The organism is Pseudomonas sp. GW823-FHT05G12 (assembly GCF_058795575.1).
The window spans coordinates 5,055,101-5,068,688 of the sequence record NZ_CM179501.1 but is presented as its reverse complement, the minus strand read 5'-3'; the positions used below and the strand labels follow the sequence as shown (position 1 = coordinate 5,068,688).

At 63.7% G+C, this 13,588-nt stretch carries 11 protein-coding genes; 7 read left to right on the top strand and 4 right to left on the bottom strand.

Annotated features, from left to right (window positions below):
- Positions 1 to 191 precede the first annotated feature (191 nt).
- Complete coding sequence (locus AC3RCM_RS23170) at positions 192 to 2,582, top strand: TonB-dependent siderophore receptor (protein ID WP_492629164.1); 2,391 nt, start codon at positions 192 to 194, stop codon at positions 2,580 to 2,582.
- A 29-nt stretch (positions 2,583 to 2,611) separates the two neighbouring features.
- On the opposite strand, the gene AC3RCM_RS23165 is transcribed toward AC3RCM_RS23170, so the two are convergent.
- Positions 2,612 to 3,487: a helix-turn-helix domain-containing protein gene (locus tag AC3RCM_RS23165; protein ID WP_198748430.1), complete on the bottom strand. Its 876-nt coding sequence runs from the start codon at positions 3,485 to 3,487 to the stop codon at positions 2,612 to 2,614.
- A gap of 185 nt (positions 3,488 to 3,672) precedes the next feature.
- Here AC3RCM_RS23165 and AC3RCM_RS23160 point away from each other — a divergent pair, with 185 nt between their 5' ends.
- Positions 3,673 to 4,575: a DMT family transporter gene (locus tag AC3RCM_RS23160; protein ID WP_064491613.1), complete on the top strand. Its 903-nt coding sequence runs from the start codon at positions 3,673 to 3,675 to the stop codon at positions 4,573 to 4,575.
- A gap of 309 nt (positions 4,576 to 4,884) precedes the next feature.
- Here the strand turns inward: AC3RCM_RS23160 and AC3RCM_RS23155 are convergent, their stop codons facing one another.
- Both AC3RCM_RS23155 and AC3RCM_RS23150 read right to left on the bottom strand, forming a co-directional pair.
- A complete protein-coding gene (locus AC3RCM_RS23155; protein ID WP_020193821.1) occupies positions 4,885 to 5,859 on the bottom strand; it encodes a 2-hydroxyacid dehydrogenase in 975 nt (324 codons plus the stop codon).
- A 175-nt stretch (positions 5,860 to 6,034) separates the two neighbouring features.
- On the bottom strand, positions 6,035 to 6,982 hold the full coding sequence (locus AC3RCM_RS23150) for a LysR family transcriptional regulator (protein ID WP_003251712.1): 948 nt from the start codon (positions 6,980 to 6,982) through the stop codon (positions 6,035 to 6,037).
- 192 nt (positions 6,983 to 7,174) lie between these two features.
- Here AC3RCM_RS23150 and AC3RCM_RS23145 point away from each other — a divergent pair, with 192 nt between their 5' ends.
- From AC3RCM_RS23145 to AC3RCM_RS23130, 4 genes are read left to right on the top strand one after another with little or no spacing between them, the layout of a single operon-like run.
- A complete protein-coding gene (locus AC3RCM_RS23145) occupies positions 7,175 to 8,704 on the top strand; it encodes an efflux transporter outer membrane subunit (protein WP_104887069.1) in 1,530 nt (509 codons plus the stop codon).
- A complete protein-coding gene (locus AC3RCM_RS23140; RefSeq protein WP_104887070.1) occupies positions 8,701 to 10,878 on the top strand; it encodes an FUSC family protein in 2,178 nt (725 codons plus the stop codon). Before AC3RCM_RS23145 ends, AC3RCM_RS23140 begins: the two co-directional genes overlap by 4 nt.
- Positions 10,868 to 11,068 carry a DUF1656 domain-containing protein gene (locus AC3RCM_RS23135; protein ID WP_003251718.1) on the top strand — a complete coding sequence of 67 codons (201 nt, stop codon included), beginning with the start codon at positions 10,868 to 10,870 and terminating at the stop codon, positions 11,066 to 11,068. Before AC3RCM_RS23140 ends, AC3RCM_RS23135 begins: the two co-directional genes overlap by 11 nt.
- 10 nt (positions 11,069 to 11,078) lie before the next feature.
- A complete protein-coding gene (locus AC3RCM_RS23130) occupies positions 11,079 to 11,939 on the top strand; it encodes an efflux RND transporter periplasmic adaptor subunit (protein ID WP_064491610.1) in 861 nt (286 codons plus the stop codon).
- 71 nt (positions 11,940 to 12,010) lie between these two features.
- Here the strand turns inward: AC3RCM_RS23130 and AC3RCM_RS23125 are convergent, their stop codons facing one another.
- Positions 12,011 to 12,463: a universal stress protein gene (locus AC3RCM_RS23125; protein ID WP_064491609.1), complete on the bottom strand. Its 453-nt coding sequence runs from the start codon at positions 12,461 to 12,463 to the stop codon at positions 12,011 to 12,013.
- 217 nt (positions 12,464 to 12,680) lie between these two features.
- On the opposite strand from AC3RCM_RS23125, the gene AC3RCM_RS23120 reads away from it, so the two are divergent.
- Positions 12,681 to 13,586: a LysR family transcriptional regulator gene (locus AC3RCM_RS23120; RefSeq protein WP_019752517.1), complete on the top strand. Its 906-nt coding sequence runs from the start codon at positions 12,681 to 12,683 to the stop codon at positions 13,584 to 13,586.
- Positions 13,587 to 13,588 lie beyond the last annotated feature (2 nt).

The window sequence follows — 13,588 nt, the reverse complement described above, 5'->3', positions numbered from 1 at the left end:
GCCGGCCTCTTCGCGGGTAAACCCGCACCTACACCGTTGCGCGCCCCCCTGTAGGAGCGGGTTTACCCGCGAAGAGGCCGGCACAGCAAAAAATATTTCCAGGCACAGGTGAGGTAACAGCACGTGGCATCCGTGTAATGAGTGAAAGTGCGATTCATTCGCAGTAATCACCCTCTCACAGGTCAGCGTCCATGAAGTTCTCCCCGCGTTGCGTCCCTCTCTGGTTCGGCCTTGCTGCGCTCCCGGCCTTCGCTGTCGCCCCCCTGGCAACCGCGGCCGAGCAGTTGCAGGCCTATGCCTTCGCCCAGCAGGCCCAACCCTTGGCCCAGGCCCTGAACGCCTTCAGCCGCACCACTGGCCAGAGCGTGGTCTACACCCTCGAGTTGCCGGGCGTGCAAGCGCCAGCGCTGAATGGCCGGTTCAGCGCCGAGCAGGCGCTGCAACAACTGCTGGGCAACGCTGGGCTGGCCTGGCGCCGCGTCGACGCACGTACCCTGACCCTCGAACCTGCAGACACCTCCGGTGCCCTCAACCTGCAGGCCACCACCGTGACCTCGCAACAGGACGACTACAGCTACCAGCCCCCGGCCAGCGCTTCGATCATGCGCGGGCAGGGCCCGAACCAGGACATCCCCCAGGCAATCAACGTGGTACCGGCCCAGGTCATCCGCGACCAGGCCCCGCGCAACCTCGATGATGCCCTGGCCAACGTCAGCGGCATTACCCAGGGCAACAACTTCGGCGGCACATCCGACACGGTGATGAAACGTGGCTTCGGCGACAACCGCGACGGTTCGATCATGCGCGATGGCATGCCCGTGGTGCAGGGCCGCAACCTCAACGCCAGCACCGAGCGGGTCGAAGTGCTCAAGGGCCCTGCCTCGCTGCTGTACGGTATCCAGGACCCGGGTGGGGTCATCAACGTGGTCAGCAAGCGTCCGCAGTTGCAGCAGTACAACGCCCTGACCGTGCGCGGCTCGACCTATGGCAGCGGCAAGAACGGCAGCGGTGGCGGGTTCGACAGCACGGGCGCACTGGGTGACAGCAACTTCGCCTACCGCCTGATCGTCGACCACGAAGACGAAGACTACTGGCGCAACTACGGCGTGCACCGCGAATCGCTGGTGGCGCCGTCGCTGGCCTGGCTGGGCGAAGACACCCAGGTGGTGCTGGCCTACGAGCACCGTGAATTTCTCTATCCGTTCGACCGTGGCACCGCTTTCGGCAACAACGGCCACCCGCTGAACATCCCTGCCACGCGCCGCCTGGACGAGCCGTTCAACGACATGGAAGGGCGCTCCGACCTGTATCGTCTGGAAGTCGACCATCAGCTGGCCGATGACTGGAAGCTGCACTTCGGCTACAGCTTCAATCGTGAGACCTACGATGCCAGCCAGGTTCGCGTGACCGGCGTCAACGAAACCCAAGGCACGCTGACACGCAGCATCGACGGCACCCACAACGCCATGAGCCGTGACCAGTTCGTGACCCTGAGCCTCAATGGCAATGTCGAGCTGGCGGGGATGCAGCATGACCTGCTGTTCGGCATCGACCATGAAGACCGCAAGATCTTTCGCGGTGACCTGATTCGCCAGACACCACAGTCCACGTTCAGTTATCTGGACCCGGTCTACGGACAGGAAGTGGAGGGCACCAACGTACGAGCCAGCGACAGCGATCAGACCGACAAGCTGCGCACCGATGCGCTGTTCGTGCAGGACGCGCTGCACCTCGATGAGCACTGGATCCTTGTTGCAGGTGCGCGTTTCCAGCAGTACGACCAGTACGCTGGCCGCGGTCGCCCGTTCAAGGCCAATACCGACATCAGTGGCCAGGCCTGGGTACCCCACGCCGGTATCGTTTACAAAGTCGACGACCAGCTCTCGTTCTATGGCAGCTACAGCGAGTCGTTCAAGCCCAACTCGACCATCGCGCCGCTGACCGGCAATGTCGTGCTCGACTCCTCGGTGGCGCCTGAGGAGGGCAAGGCGTGGGAGCTGGGCGCCAAGCTCGACATGCCAGGCCGCATCACAGGCACCCTGGCATTGTTCGATATCACCAAGCGCAATGTACTGGTCTCGAACTTTGACGCCGTCACAAGCGAGACGGTCTACAGCAATGCGGGTGAGGTCAGTTCACGCGGTGTGGAACTCGACGTAACCGGCCAGCTCAGCGAGCGCTGGAGCCTGATCGGCAGCTATGCTCTGACCGATGCCAAGGTCACCAAGGACCCTGATCTTGAGGGCAATCGCCTGCAGAACGTGGCCCGGCACAGCGGCTCGCTGTCGGCGGTGTATGACTTTGGCAGCCTGTTCGGGGGGGACCGGCTGCGCTTCGGTGCCGGCGCCCGTTATGTGGGCGAGCGTTCGGGTAACGCGACCAACACCTTCGACCTGCCGAGCTATACCGTTGCCGATGCGTTTGCCACTTATGAAACCAAACTCGACGAACACAACGTGCGCCTGCAACTGAACGTGAAGAACCTGTTCGACAAGGTGTATTACAGCTCGGCGGTGAACCAGTACTTTGTGGCGATTGGCGATGCGCGGCAGGTCAGTTTGTCGAGCACCTTCGAGTTCTAGGTAAAGGGGGCCGCAGAGCGGGCGCTTTTTCAGGTGAAAAAGGCCTTGCGGTATTCGCCAGGTGTGGCCCCCAGAGCTTGGCGAAACCGGTTGCTGAAATGGCTGGCACTGGCAAACCCGCACAACAAGGCAATCTCCCCCAGCGGTAACACGCCCAGCCGCAACAGCTGGCATGCCCGGTGCAGCCGCCGGGCCAGCAGATACTGGTGCGGCGGGAGCCCGAAACTGGCGCGGAACATGCGCGCAAAGTGGTATTCGGACAGATTGCAGCGCAGCGCCAGCTCGTCCAGGGTGATGGGCTGGTCCAGGTGTGCCTCGAGGTAGTCGACCAGCTGCCGGCGCAGGTTTGGCGCCAGCCCGCCTTTCAGGCGCAGGCCTTGGCGCAACCCGACCTGGCTGAGCAGCGCATGGTCCACGATCTCGTGCGCCAGGCTGCTGGCCAGCAGGCGCTCGCCGGGCTCGTCCCAGTCCAGCTGGATCAATTGACGGAAGCGGGCAGCCTGCTGCGGGTCGTCCAGAAAGGTCGCTTCCTGCAGTTGCAGCTCGCGCGGTTCCCGGTCGAGCAGGCGTACACAGCCTAGGGCGAACTGTGCCTCGCTGACATACAGGTGTGCCAGGCGGATCGCGCCATTGACGACCCAGTTCGATTCCTGCCCGGCCGGCATCACGCACAGCTTGTCGGGCGCACCTTTGTCGGCCGGGCGCTGGCGGCGGAAGGTGCCGGTGCCGTCGGCGATGTAGCACGACAGGGTGTGATGGCTAGGCGCCTGGTAGTCGCGCGCATCGTCACGGTTGCTCCACAAGGCCGCCGCCAGTCCGTCGCCCAGGTGCGCGCTCAGCTCCAGCCTGGCGTTGGGCGAGGCATGCATGGCGTTGAACACTTGCAACTGGGTGAGTGGCGTCATTGGCGGGTCCTCTTGCCTGCCATCCTACTGCGCCCAGGATCGAGTGACATCCACCGGCGCAAGAAAAGCGCAAGTTCGTGCAAGCAGCCAGAGGCCGATCGAAAGAACACTGGTGATCCCTGTTGGAGCGGGTTTACCCGCGAAGCGCCGGGCACCGATTTCCAAAGGCCCAAGGAACCGCCACCATGAACCTGTCACTCTACCTGCTCACCGTCCTGATCTGGGGCACCACCTGGATCGCCCTGAAACTCCAGCTAGGCGTGGTCGCGATCCCGGTTTCGATCGTCTACCGCTTCGCCCTGGCCGGCCTGATCCTGTTTGCTTTCCTGTTGATTACCCGCCGGCTGCAACCCATGAACCGCCGTGGCCACCAGATCTGCCTGGCCCAGGGCCTGTGCCTGTTCTGCGTCAACTTCATCTGCTTCCTCAGCGCCAGCCAGTGGATCGCCAGCGGCCTGATCGCGGTGGTGTTCTCCACTGCCACACTGTGGAACGCGCTTAACGCCCGCATTTTCTTCGGGCAGAGAATCGCCAGCAATGTGCTTGGCGGTGGAGCCTTGGGCCTGCTTGGCCTGGGCCTGCTGTTCTGGCCGGAGCTGTCGCATCACGCAGCCAGCCGCGAAACCCTGTACGGCCTTGGCTTGGCCCTGTTGGGCACGCTGTGCTTCTCGGCCGGCAACATGCTGTCGAGCATGCAGCAGAAGGCCGGGCTCAAGCCGATGACGACCAATGCCTGGGGCATGGTCTATGGGGCGGTGATGCTGGCGGTGTTCTGTGTGGTCAGTGGCGTGCCGTTCAGCATGGAGTGGAATGCGCGCTATATCGGATCGTTGCTGTACCTGGTGGTGCCGGGGTCTGTGATTGCGTTTACTGCCTACCTGACCTTGGTCGGGCGCATGGGGCCGGAGCGGGCAGCTTACTGCACGGTGCTGTTCCCGCTGGTGGCGTTGAATGTGTCGGCGGTGGCCGAGGGTTATCAGTGGACGGCGCCGGCCTTGCTCGGCTTGGTGGCGGTAATGGCGGGGAATGTGCTGGTGTTTCGCAAGCCCCGGGCCAGGGGGGCTGAGGGTGTTGTGGTCGCCAAATAGGTGATGGGTTGCCTGGGCCGGCCCTTTCGCGGGTAAACCCGCTCCTACAGGGCAGTGCACACCCGTTGTAGGAGCGGGTTTACCCGCGAAGAGGCCAGCACAGGCATTCCAAATCGTAGGGGCGGGTTTCCCCGCGAAGAGGCCACCACAGGCACTCCAAATCGTAGGAGCGGGTTTACCCGCGAAGGGGCCAGCACAGGCACTCCAAATTGTAGGAGCGGGTTTACCCGCGAAGAGGCCAGCACAGGCACTCCAAATGGTAGGAGCGGATTTACCCGCGAAGGGGCCAGCACAGGCACTCCAAAACGGTCAGCCCTTCCACACCTGCGGGTTCACCAGGTCCCGCGGCCGCTCGCCCAGCAGCGCCGCACGCAGGTTGTCGATCGCCCGGTTGGCCATGGCCTCACGGGTTTCGGCAGTAGCCGAGCCAATGTGCGGCAAGGTCAGCGCATTGGGCAGCTTGAACAGCGGCGAGTCGCTCAGCGGTTCCTTCTCGTACACATCCAGGCCTGCGCCGCGAATGGTGCCCGCCTGCAGCGCCTCGATCAGCGCCGCCTCATCCACCACCGGCCCACGGGCAATGTTGATCAGGAACGCACTCGGCTTCATCAGCTTCAGCTCGCGGCTGCTGATCAACTTGCGGGTGGCATCGGACAACGGCACCACGATGACCACGAAGTCGGCTTCGGCCAGCAACTGATCCAGGCTGCGGAACTGCGCGCCCAGCTCCTGCTCCAGCGCGGTCTTGCGGCTGTTGCCGCTGTACAGGATCGGCATGTTGAAGCCGAAGCGGCCACGGCGTGCCACAGCTGCACCAATGTTGCCCATGCCGACGATGCCCAGGGTCTTGCCATGCACATCGCTGCCGAAGTGGGCCGGGCCCACGGTGGCCTGCCAGTTGCCGGCCTTGGTCCAGGCATCCAGCTCGGCGGTGCGCCGGGCGCAGCCCATGATCAGTGAGAAGCCCAGGTCGGCGGTGCTTTCGGTCAGCACGTCGGGGGTGTTGGTCAGGGCGATGCCGCGCTCGTTGAAGTAGTCGAGGTCGTAGTTGTCATAGCCGACCGACACGCTGGACACCACTTCTAGCCTGGCCGCACCTTCAAGCTGCGCCCGGCCGAGCTTGCGGCCAACGCCGATCAGGCCATGGGCTTCGGGCAGGGCTTCGTTGAACTGGGCGCTGATGTCGCCGAGCTTGGGGTTGGGCAGGATCACGTTGAAGTCTTGCTGCAGGCGTTCGGCCATGGCCGGGGTGATACGGCTGAAGGCCAGGACGGTCTTTTTCATCGGGCAACTTCTCTGCAAGGCGGGGTGGGGCTGTGCTGGTCCCTTCGTGGGCAAGCCCGCTCCTACGGGGGGGCGCGGTGCCTTGTAGGAGCGGGCTTGTCCGCGAAGGGGCCGGAACAGGCGAAATCAATGGTTAGCAACCTACCATTGTCCGCCCCCGCAATGCAGCAGCTTTTTAGTTGGCGATCAGCACCTGATGGGTTTTCAGGTCTGCCTCATGCGCGGCAAGAATCTCTGGCAGCGAGTTGCGCAGGTACTCGACCCAGGTCTTGATCTTGGCATCCAGATACTGCCGCGATGGATAGATGGCATACAGGTTCAGCTCCTGCAGGCGATATTCGGGCAGCACCCGTACCAGGCTACCGTCCCGCAGGCCCTCGATAGCCGAATAGATCGGCAGCACGCCTACGCCCATGCCACTGCGAATCGCAGTCTTCATGGCATCGGCGGTGTTCACCATGAACGGCGAACTGGTGATGTTGACCATCTCTTGGCCTTCCGGGCCATCGAACAGCCATTTCTCCAGCGGTATCACCGGGCTGACCATGCGCAGGCAGGCGTGCTTGAGCAGGTCGGCAGGCTTGTGCGCCACGCCATGCTGGGCGATGTAGGCGGGCGAGGCACAGACAATGCTGTAGGTGATGCCCAGGCGCTGCGAAACGAACCCCGAGTCGGGCAGTTCGGTGGCCAGCACGATGGAGACGTCATAACCCTCGTCGAGCAGGTCGGGCACGCGGTTGGCCATGGTCAAATCGAAGGTCACGTCCGGGTGCGTTTCGCGGTAGCGGGCGATGGCATCGACCACGAAGTGCTGGCCGACCCCGGTCATCGAATGCACCTTCAACTGCCCGGCCGGGCGCGCATGGGCGTCGCTGGCTTCGGCCTCGGCTTCTTCGACGTAGGTAAGAATCTGTTCGCAACGCATCAGGTAGCGCTTGCCGGCTTCGGTCAGCGCAATGCGGCGGGTGGTACGGTTGAGCAGCCTTGTTTGCAGATGGGCTTCCAGGTTGGAGACCGCCCGCGACACGTTCGCGGTGGTCGTATCCAGTTGCGCCGCAGCGGCAGTGAAGCTGCCGAGTTGGGCTACGCAACTGAAAGCACGCATGTTTTGCAGGGTGTCCATGGGTCACTCTCGAGGTAGAGGACAAAATTGTGTCACGAAGTAACTTGGAAAAGAGAAAAAGTTGCCTTCGACCAAAGGCGGATTATCGCTGTTTTGGTAACAAAGATTCGCAGGAATCTGTGCTTATCGCCAGTGCTGCCGCCCCCTAGAATTGCCCGGCCCCCTTCACCTCTTCCTCGGGAAATCGCAGCTGTGCCGCGTCGCATCATCAGAACGCTCAAGGCGTTCAGTGCCAGTGCCCTTGCCCTCACCTTGAGCGGCTGTATCGGAACCTGGGGCATTGCCCCGCAAAGCAAGACGCTGCAAGCCAATACCTTGACCACCGACGCGGCCATTCGCGAAGCCGCGACCGACGCCCACTGGCCTGACCAGCAGTGGTGGCACGCCTATGGCGACCCGCAGCTGGACCGCTGGATTGCCCTGGCCGTGGCCGGTAGCCCGAGCCTGGCCATGGCTGCGGCGCGGGTGCGCGAAGCCAAGGCCATGGCCGGTGTGGTCGAGTCGGCGGAAAAGCTCCAGGCCAACGGCCAGGCCACGCTCAAGCGCCACAACTGGCCGGAAGACCAGTTCTATGGCCCTGGCGCGCTGTCCGGTGCCAACACCTGGGACAACAACGCTGCCATCGGCTTCAGCTACGCCCTCGACTTGTGGGACCGTGAACGCAATGCCAGCGAGCAGGCCGTGGACCAGGCGCACATGAGCGTGGCCGAAGCCCGCCAGGCGCAGCTGGAACTGCAGAACAATGTGGTGCGTGCCTACATCCAGTTGAGCCTGCATTTTGCCCAGCGCGATATCGTCAAGGCCGAGCTGGAGCAGCAAGAACAGATCCTGGCCCTGGCCAAGCGCAGGCTGGATGCCGGCATCGGCACCCACTTCGAAGTCAGCCAGGCCGAAGCGCCGCTGCCGGAAACCCACCGCCAGCTCGACAGCCTGAACGAAGAGATTGCCCTGACCCGCAACCAGCTGGCGGCACTGGCAGGCAAGGGCCCGGGCGAAGGCGCCCAGTTGCAGCGCCCGACCCTGGCCCTGGCTGCACCGCTGAAGCTGCCGTCGAACCTGCCGGCCGAATTGGTTGGTCAGCGCCCCGACGTAGTTGCCAGCCGCTGGCAGGTGGCCGCGCAGGCGCGGGGTATCGACGTCGCCCACGCCGGCTTCTTCCCCAACGTCGATCTGGTCGGCAGCCTGGGCTTCATGGCCACCGGCGGTGGCCCGCTGGAATTCCTGACCGGGCGCAAGTTCAACTACAACGTCGGCCCGGCCATCAGCCTGCCGATCTTCGACGGTGGCCGTTTGCGCTCGCAGCTGGGCGTGGCCTCCGCCGGCTATGACGTGGCCGTGGCGCGCTACAACCAGACTGTGGTCGGTGCGCTGAAAAACATCTCCGACCAGTTGATCCGCCGCGAGTCGATGAAAGAACAGTCGCACTTCGCCGCCGAATCGGTTGCTGCCGCGCAGAAAACCTACGACATCGCCATGGTCGCGTTCCAGCGCGGCCTTACCGACTACCTGAACGTACTCAACGCGCAGACCTTGCTGTTCCGCCAGCAGCAGGTGCAGCAGCAGGTGCAGGCCGCCCGCCTGATTGCCCATGCCGAGCTGGTCACCGCCCTGGGTGGTGGCCTGCAGGCTGGTCAGGATGTGCCGAAAGAGGAACGCCAGGCAGCACCTAAGACCCCGGCCACCCTGGCCATTTTCGACAAGAAGCCGGATAACGCCGAATGAGCACTTCCAGTTTGCCCGTGCGCTGGCTGCAAAGCCTGGAATGGCGCCGGGGCTTCTTTGCCTGGGCGCGCACCGACGGCGTGACCTGGGTGTACATCTTCAAGGTGCTGGCCGCTGCGTTCATCACCTTGTGGTTGGCCATGCGCCTGGAGCTGCCGCAACCGCGTACAGCGATGATCACTGTTTTCATCGTCATGCAGCCGCAAAGCGGGCATGTGTTCGCGAAAAGCTTCTATCGGGTGCTCGGCACCCTGGCCGGCTCGGCGATGATGGTGGCGCTGATTGCCATCTTTCCGCAGAACACCGAACTGTTTCTGCCCAGCCTGGCCCTGTGGGTGGGCCTGTGCTCGGCCGGTGCCATGCGCTACCGCACCTTCCGCGCCTATGGTTTCGTGCTGGCCGGCTACACCGCAGCGATGATCGGCCTGCCGGTGCTGCAACACCCCGACCAGGCGTTCATGGCAGCGGTATGGCGGGCGCTGGAAATCGCCCTGGGTATTCTGGTGTCGACCTTCGTCAGTGCCGCGATCCTGCCGCAGTCGGCCAGTGCCGCAATGCGCAACGCCCTGTACCAGCGCTTTGGCGTGTTTGCCGGGGTGGTGGTCGAGGCCCTGCGTGGCGACAGTCAAAAGGACCGCTTCGAGAGCAGCAACGTGCGCTTCGTGGCAGAGGCAGTGGGCCTCGAGAGCCTGCGCAACGTCACCGCTTTCGAAGACCCGCACATGCGCCGTCGCAGTGGCCGGCTGGTGCGCATGAACAGCGAGTTCATGGCCATCACCACCCGCTTCAATGCCTTGCACCGCTTGCTGGAGCGCCTGCGTGCCCGTGGCCCGCTGCAGATCGTCAGTGCCATCGAACCAGGCCTGAACACCCTTGTGGAGTTGCTGCAGCCCTATGTGGACCGGGCGTTGACTGACGCCGATGCGCTGCGCCTGACCCTGGAGCTGGCCGCCTACAAGGAAGGCCTGCAGGCCCAGGTGCGGGGGCTGCGGGCTGAGTACCTGGCAACGGACCCCAGCGAGTCCGACCTGCTCGATTTTCATACCGCGTTCGAGCTGCTGTACCGCTTCGTCGACGAGATGTTGAGCTACGCCGAAACCCATGCCTCGCTGGCCGCCCACAAGCACGAGCGCGAGCAGTGGGACGAGCCCTACGTGGCGCAGACCAGCTGGCTGGTATCGCTGGCCGCCGGTGTGCGCGCCTCGGCAGTGCTGTTGCTGCTGGGCAGTTACTGGCTGCTCAGCGATTGGCCCAGTGGTGCCATGATGACCCTGATCGCCACGGTCACTGTATGCCTTTCGGCAGCGTCACCCAACCCCAAGCGCATGTCGTTCCAGATGGCTTGCGGCACGGCCATCGGCGCTTTTGTCGGCTTCTTCGAAACCTTCTTCGTGTTCCCCTGGATCGACGGTTTCCCGCTGCTGTGCATGGTGCTGGCGCCCGTGTTCGTGCTGGGCGCGTTTCTTTCGTCGCGCCCTGCCTACGCCGGTTATGGCATCGGCCTGCTGGTGTTCTTCGCGATTGGTTCGGTGCCGAACAACCTCACCGTTTATGACCCGTACACCTTCATCAACGACTACATCGGCATGGTGATCGGCATGTTCGTCTGTGCCGCCGCCGGGGCGATCATCCTGCCGCCCAACAGCCGCTGGCTGTGGAGCCGCCTGGAGCAGGCGTTGCGCGAGCAGGTGCTGTTCGCGATCAGCGGCCGCCTGCGCGGTCTGGGCTCGGCCTTCGAAAGCCGCACCCGCGACCTGCTGCACCAGGCCTATGGCCTGGCGGCCGGCAAGCCGCAGGTGCAAAGCCAGCTGATGGGCTGGATGTTTACCGTGCTGGAGATCGGCCACGCCGTCATCGAGCTGCGCAAGGAGCAAGCCCGCGCCCCGGTGCACCCGGCCTATGCCGAGTCGCAGCCCTGGCGCCAGGCAATCCGTGTCATGGGCCGTGCGCTGACCCGGCTGTTCCTGCAGCCCAGCGCCAGCAACCACGAGCGCGCACTGGTGGCAGTGGACCACGCCATCGCCCGCGTGCAGGCCACCGACGAGCCATTCGCCCGGCACTTCGACACCTCGGTGCTGCGCCGCGTGCAAAGCTACCTGCACTTCATCCGTACTTCCCTGCTGGACCCACAGTCGCCACTGGCACCGGCGAAAGGACTGCACCATGCCCCGTGAGATCGCCTTCCATGGCGTGTACATGCCCACCATGACCTTGATGTTCCTGTTTGCCCTGGGCCTGGCCTGGGGCCTGGACCGTTTCATTGCCAGCCATGATGGCTACCGCTTCTTCTGGCACCCGGCGTTGCTGCGCCTGAGCCTGTTCGTCTGCTTGTTCGGCGCCATGGCGCTGTCTGTCTACTGGTGAGAATCCTTCGATGAAAAAGTTCTTCAGCCTGATCGCCACCCTGCTGGTGCTGGTCGCTGCCGTGGCCATCGGTCGCCAGTTGTGGCTGCACTACATGACCACGCCATGGACCCGTGATGGCCGTGTGCGTGCCGACATCATCAACGTTGCTGCCGACGTGCCCGGCTACGTGGTGGATGTACCGGTCAAGGACAACCAGCGGGTGAAGAAGGGCGACTTGCTGATCCAGATCGACCCTGAGCACTACCAGTTGGCAGTCGACCAGGCCAAGGCACTGGTCGCCTCGCGCAAGGCCACCTGGGAAATGCGCAAGGTCAATGCCAAGCGCCGTGCCGACATGGACAACCTGGTGATCTCCAAGGAAAACCGCGACGACGCCAGCAACATCGCCAATGCCGCCCAAGCCGATTATCAACAAGCCCTGGCCGAGTTGGCCGCAGCCGAACTGAACCTCAAGCGTACGCATATCGTGGCGACGGTTGACGGCTACGTGACCAACCTGAATATCCACAAGGGCGACTATGCGCGTACCGGTGAAGCGGTGATGGCGGTGGTCGACGAGCACTCGTTCTGGGTTTACGGGTTCTTCGAGGAGACCAAGCTGCCGCATGTGAAGGTGGGTGACCAGGCCGAATTGCAGATGATGAGCGGCGAGCGTCTCAAGGGGCATGTGGAGAGCATCGCCCGCGGCATCTATGACCGCGACAACCCACAGAGCCGCGAGCTGATCGCCGACGTGAACCCGACCTTCAACTGGGTGCGGCTGGCACAGCGGGTGCCGGTGCGCATTCACATCGATGAAGTGCCAGAAGGGTTTTTGCTGGCGGCGGGGACGACCTGTACGGTGGTGGTGAAGCCGAGTTCGCCTTGAGAGGCAGGTCGCCAGACTGATTGAGCGCCGCTCGCGTGGTGCTCGATCTTACAGGCGGCACATCGCTCCAATCATGCACTCGCCGCCCCCACCAACACCGGCACTTCGACCTGATCAATCACCTTCGCGCTGATCGACGGGTCGAGTAACCGCCCCAGCCGCGACAGGTGGCGGTGGCCCATGATGATCAGCTCGCAGTTCAATTCCTGCGCCTTGGCCACAATCGCTTCAACCGGCAGCCCGGCCACCATGCAGCCCTGGCTGGCGAAGCCGGCTTGCTGCAGTTCGCGCACGGCCTCGGCTACGGCATGGTCGGCATGCTGCTGTTCCATGCAGGCGGCGGGGTATTCTTCCAGTTCCTCGGCGGTGTAGGGCGCGGGTTGCTCGTGCACCGCGAAGGTCGAATCGATGGCCAGCAGCACGTGCAGTTCGTGCTCGCCCGGGCGGCAGTAGCGGCGGGCGAGGGCAAGCAGGGCGGCAGATGCGGGGGAGGCGTCGATGGCGATCAGGACGGGGCTGGGCATGCAGAATCCTTGATGTATTTGGGGGGCTGGGGCGGCCTCTTCGCGTAGACCAACGTAGGAGCGGGTTTACCCGCGAAAGGGCCAAACCTGCCATGCATCATTCTTGACCCAACCCTTCCCCTGAATAAATGGCCCACCACGCACAAGCGCATTGCGTCCGGTGCAATCCATCTACCTGATACCATCGCATTCCCTACAGCTGTAACGGAAAACGGCCATGCAACTTCCGGACATGAACCTGCTTGTCGCCCTCGATGCCTTGCTCGACGAGGGCAGCGTGGTTGGCGCGGCGCAACGCATGAACCTGAGCCCGGCAGCCATGAGCCGAACCCTGGGGCGTATCCGCGAAGCGCTGGGCGACCCGATCCTGGTGCGCGCCGGCCGTGGCCTGGTGCCGACGCCACGTGCGCTGGCCCTGCGCGAGCAGGTGCATGGCCTGGTGGAGCAGGCCGGGCAGGTATTTCGCAGTCGCGACGATGTCGACCTGGTGAACCTGGACCGTGCCTTCAACATCCGCACCAATGACCTGTTCATCGCCCTGTATGGCGCTCAGTTGTTGCGCATGATGCTGGCCCAGGCACCGCATACGGTGCTGCGTTTTGTGCCGGAGGGCAGCGGCGACGATGATGCGGTGCTGCGCAATGGGCAAATCGACCTGATCATCAGTTCAGCCATTGATCTGGGCCCCGAAATCAAGGCTCAGAGCCTGTTCAACACCTACTTCGTGGGCTTGGCGCGTGAAGGGCACCCGGTTTTCGATGACGAGATCACCCCTGAGCGCTTCGCCGCCTACCCGCACATCAGCGTGTCACGCCGTGGCCGTGCCAATGGGCCTATCGACGTGGCGCTGGCCAATTACAAGGTGGAGCGCCGGGTAGCGCTGATCACGACGAGTTTTCACTCCGCGATGTTTTCGCTGCCGGACTCGGACCTGATCTTGCCGATACCCGCCAATATCCTGAACAGTGTGAACCGGCTGAAACTGCCATTGCGGTCCTTCGAGATCCCTGTGCCACTGGAAAAGGTCAACGTCATGCAGGCATGGCACCCGCGGTTCGATAACGACCCGGCCCATCGCTGGCTGCGGCAGACGTTGAAGGCGTGCGGCAGGATGGACCCTTGAGG

What these genes read in the sequence shown, in the direction of transcription:
- AC3RCM_RS23140 (WP_104887070.1), top strand. Translation starts at nt 8,701, where the DNA reads ATGAGCACTTCCAGTTTGCCCGTGCGCTGGCTGCAAAGCCTGGAATGG.
- AC3RCM_RS23155 (WP_020193821.1), bottom strand. Translation starts at nt 5,859, where the DNA reads ATGAAAAAGACCGTCCTGGCCTTCAGCCGTATCACCCCGGCCATGGCC.
- AC3RCM_RS23120 (WP_019752517.1), top strand. Translation starts at nt 12,681, where the DNA reads ATGCAACTTCCGGACATGAACCTGCTTGTCGCCCTCGATGCCTTGCTC.
- AC3RCM_RS23130 (WP_064491610.1), top strand. Translation starts at nt 11,079, where the DNA reads ATGAAAAAGTTCTTCAGCCTGATCGCCACCCTGCTGGTGCTGGTCGCT.
- AC3RCM_RS23160 (WP_064491613.1), top strand. Translation starts at nt 3,673, where the DNA reads ATGAACCTGTCACTCTACCTGCTCACCGTCCTGATCTGGGGCACCACC.
- AC3RCM_RS23165 (WP_198748430.1), bottom strand. Translation starts at nt 3,487, where the DNA reads ATGACGCCACTCACCCAGTTGCAAGTGTTCAACGCCATGCATGCCTCG.
- AC3RCM_RS23150 (WP_003251712.1), bottom strand. Translation starts at nt 6,982, where the DNA reads ATGGACACCCTGCAAAACATGCGTGCTTTCAGTTGCGTAGCCCAACTC.
- AC3RCM_RS23125 (WP_064491609.1), bottom strand. Translation starts at nt 12,463, where the DNA reads ATGCCCAGCCCCGTCCTGATCGCCATCGACGCCTCCCCCGCATCTGCC.
- AC3RCM_RS23135 (WP_003251718.1), top strand. Translation starts at nt 10,868, where the DNA reads ATGCCCCGTGAGATCGCCTTCCATGGCGTGTACATGCCCACCATGACC.
- AC3RCM_RS23170 (WP_492629164.1), top strand. Translation starts at nt 192, where the DNA reads ATGAAGTTCTCCCCGCGTTGCGTCCCTCTCTGGTTCGGCCTTGCTGCG.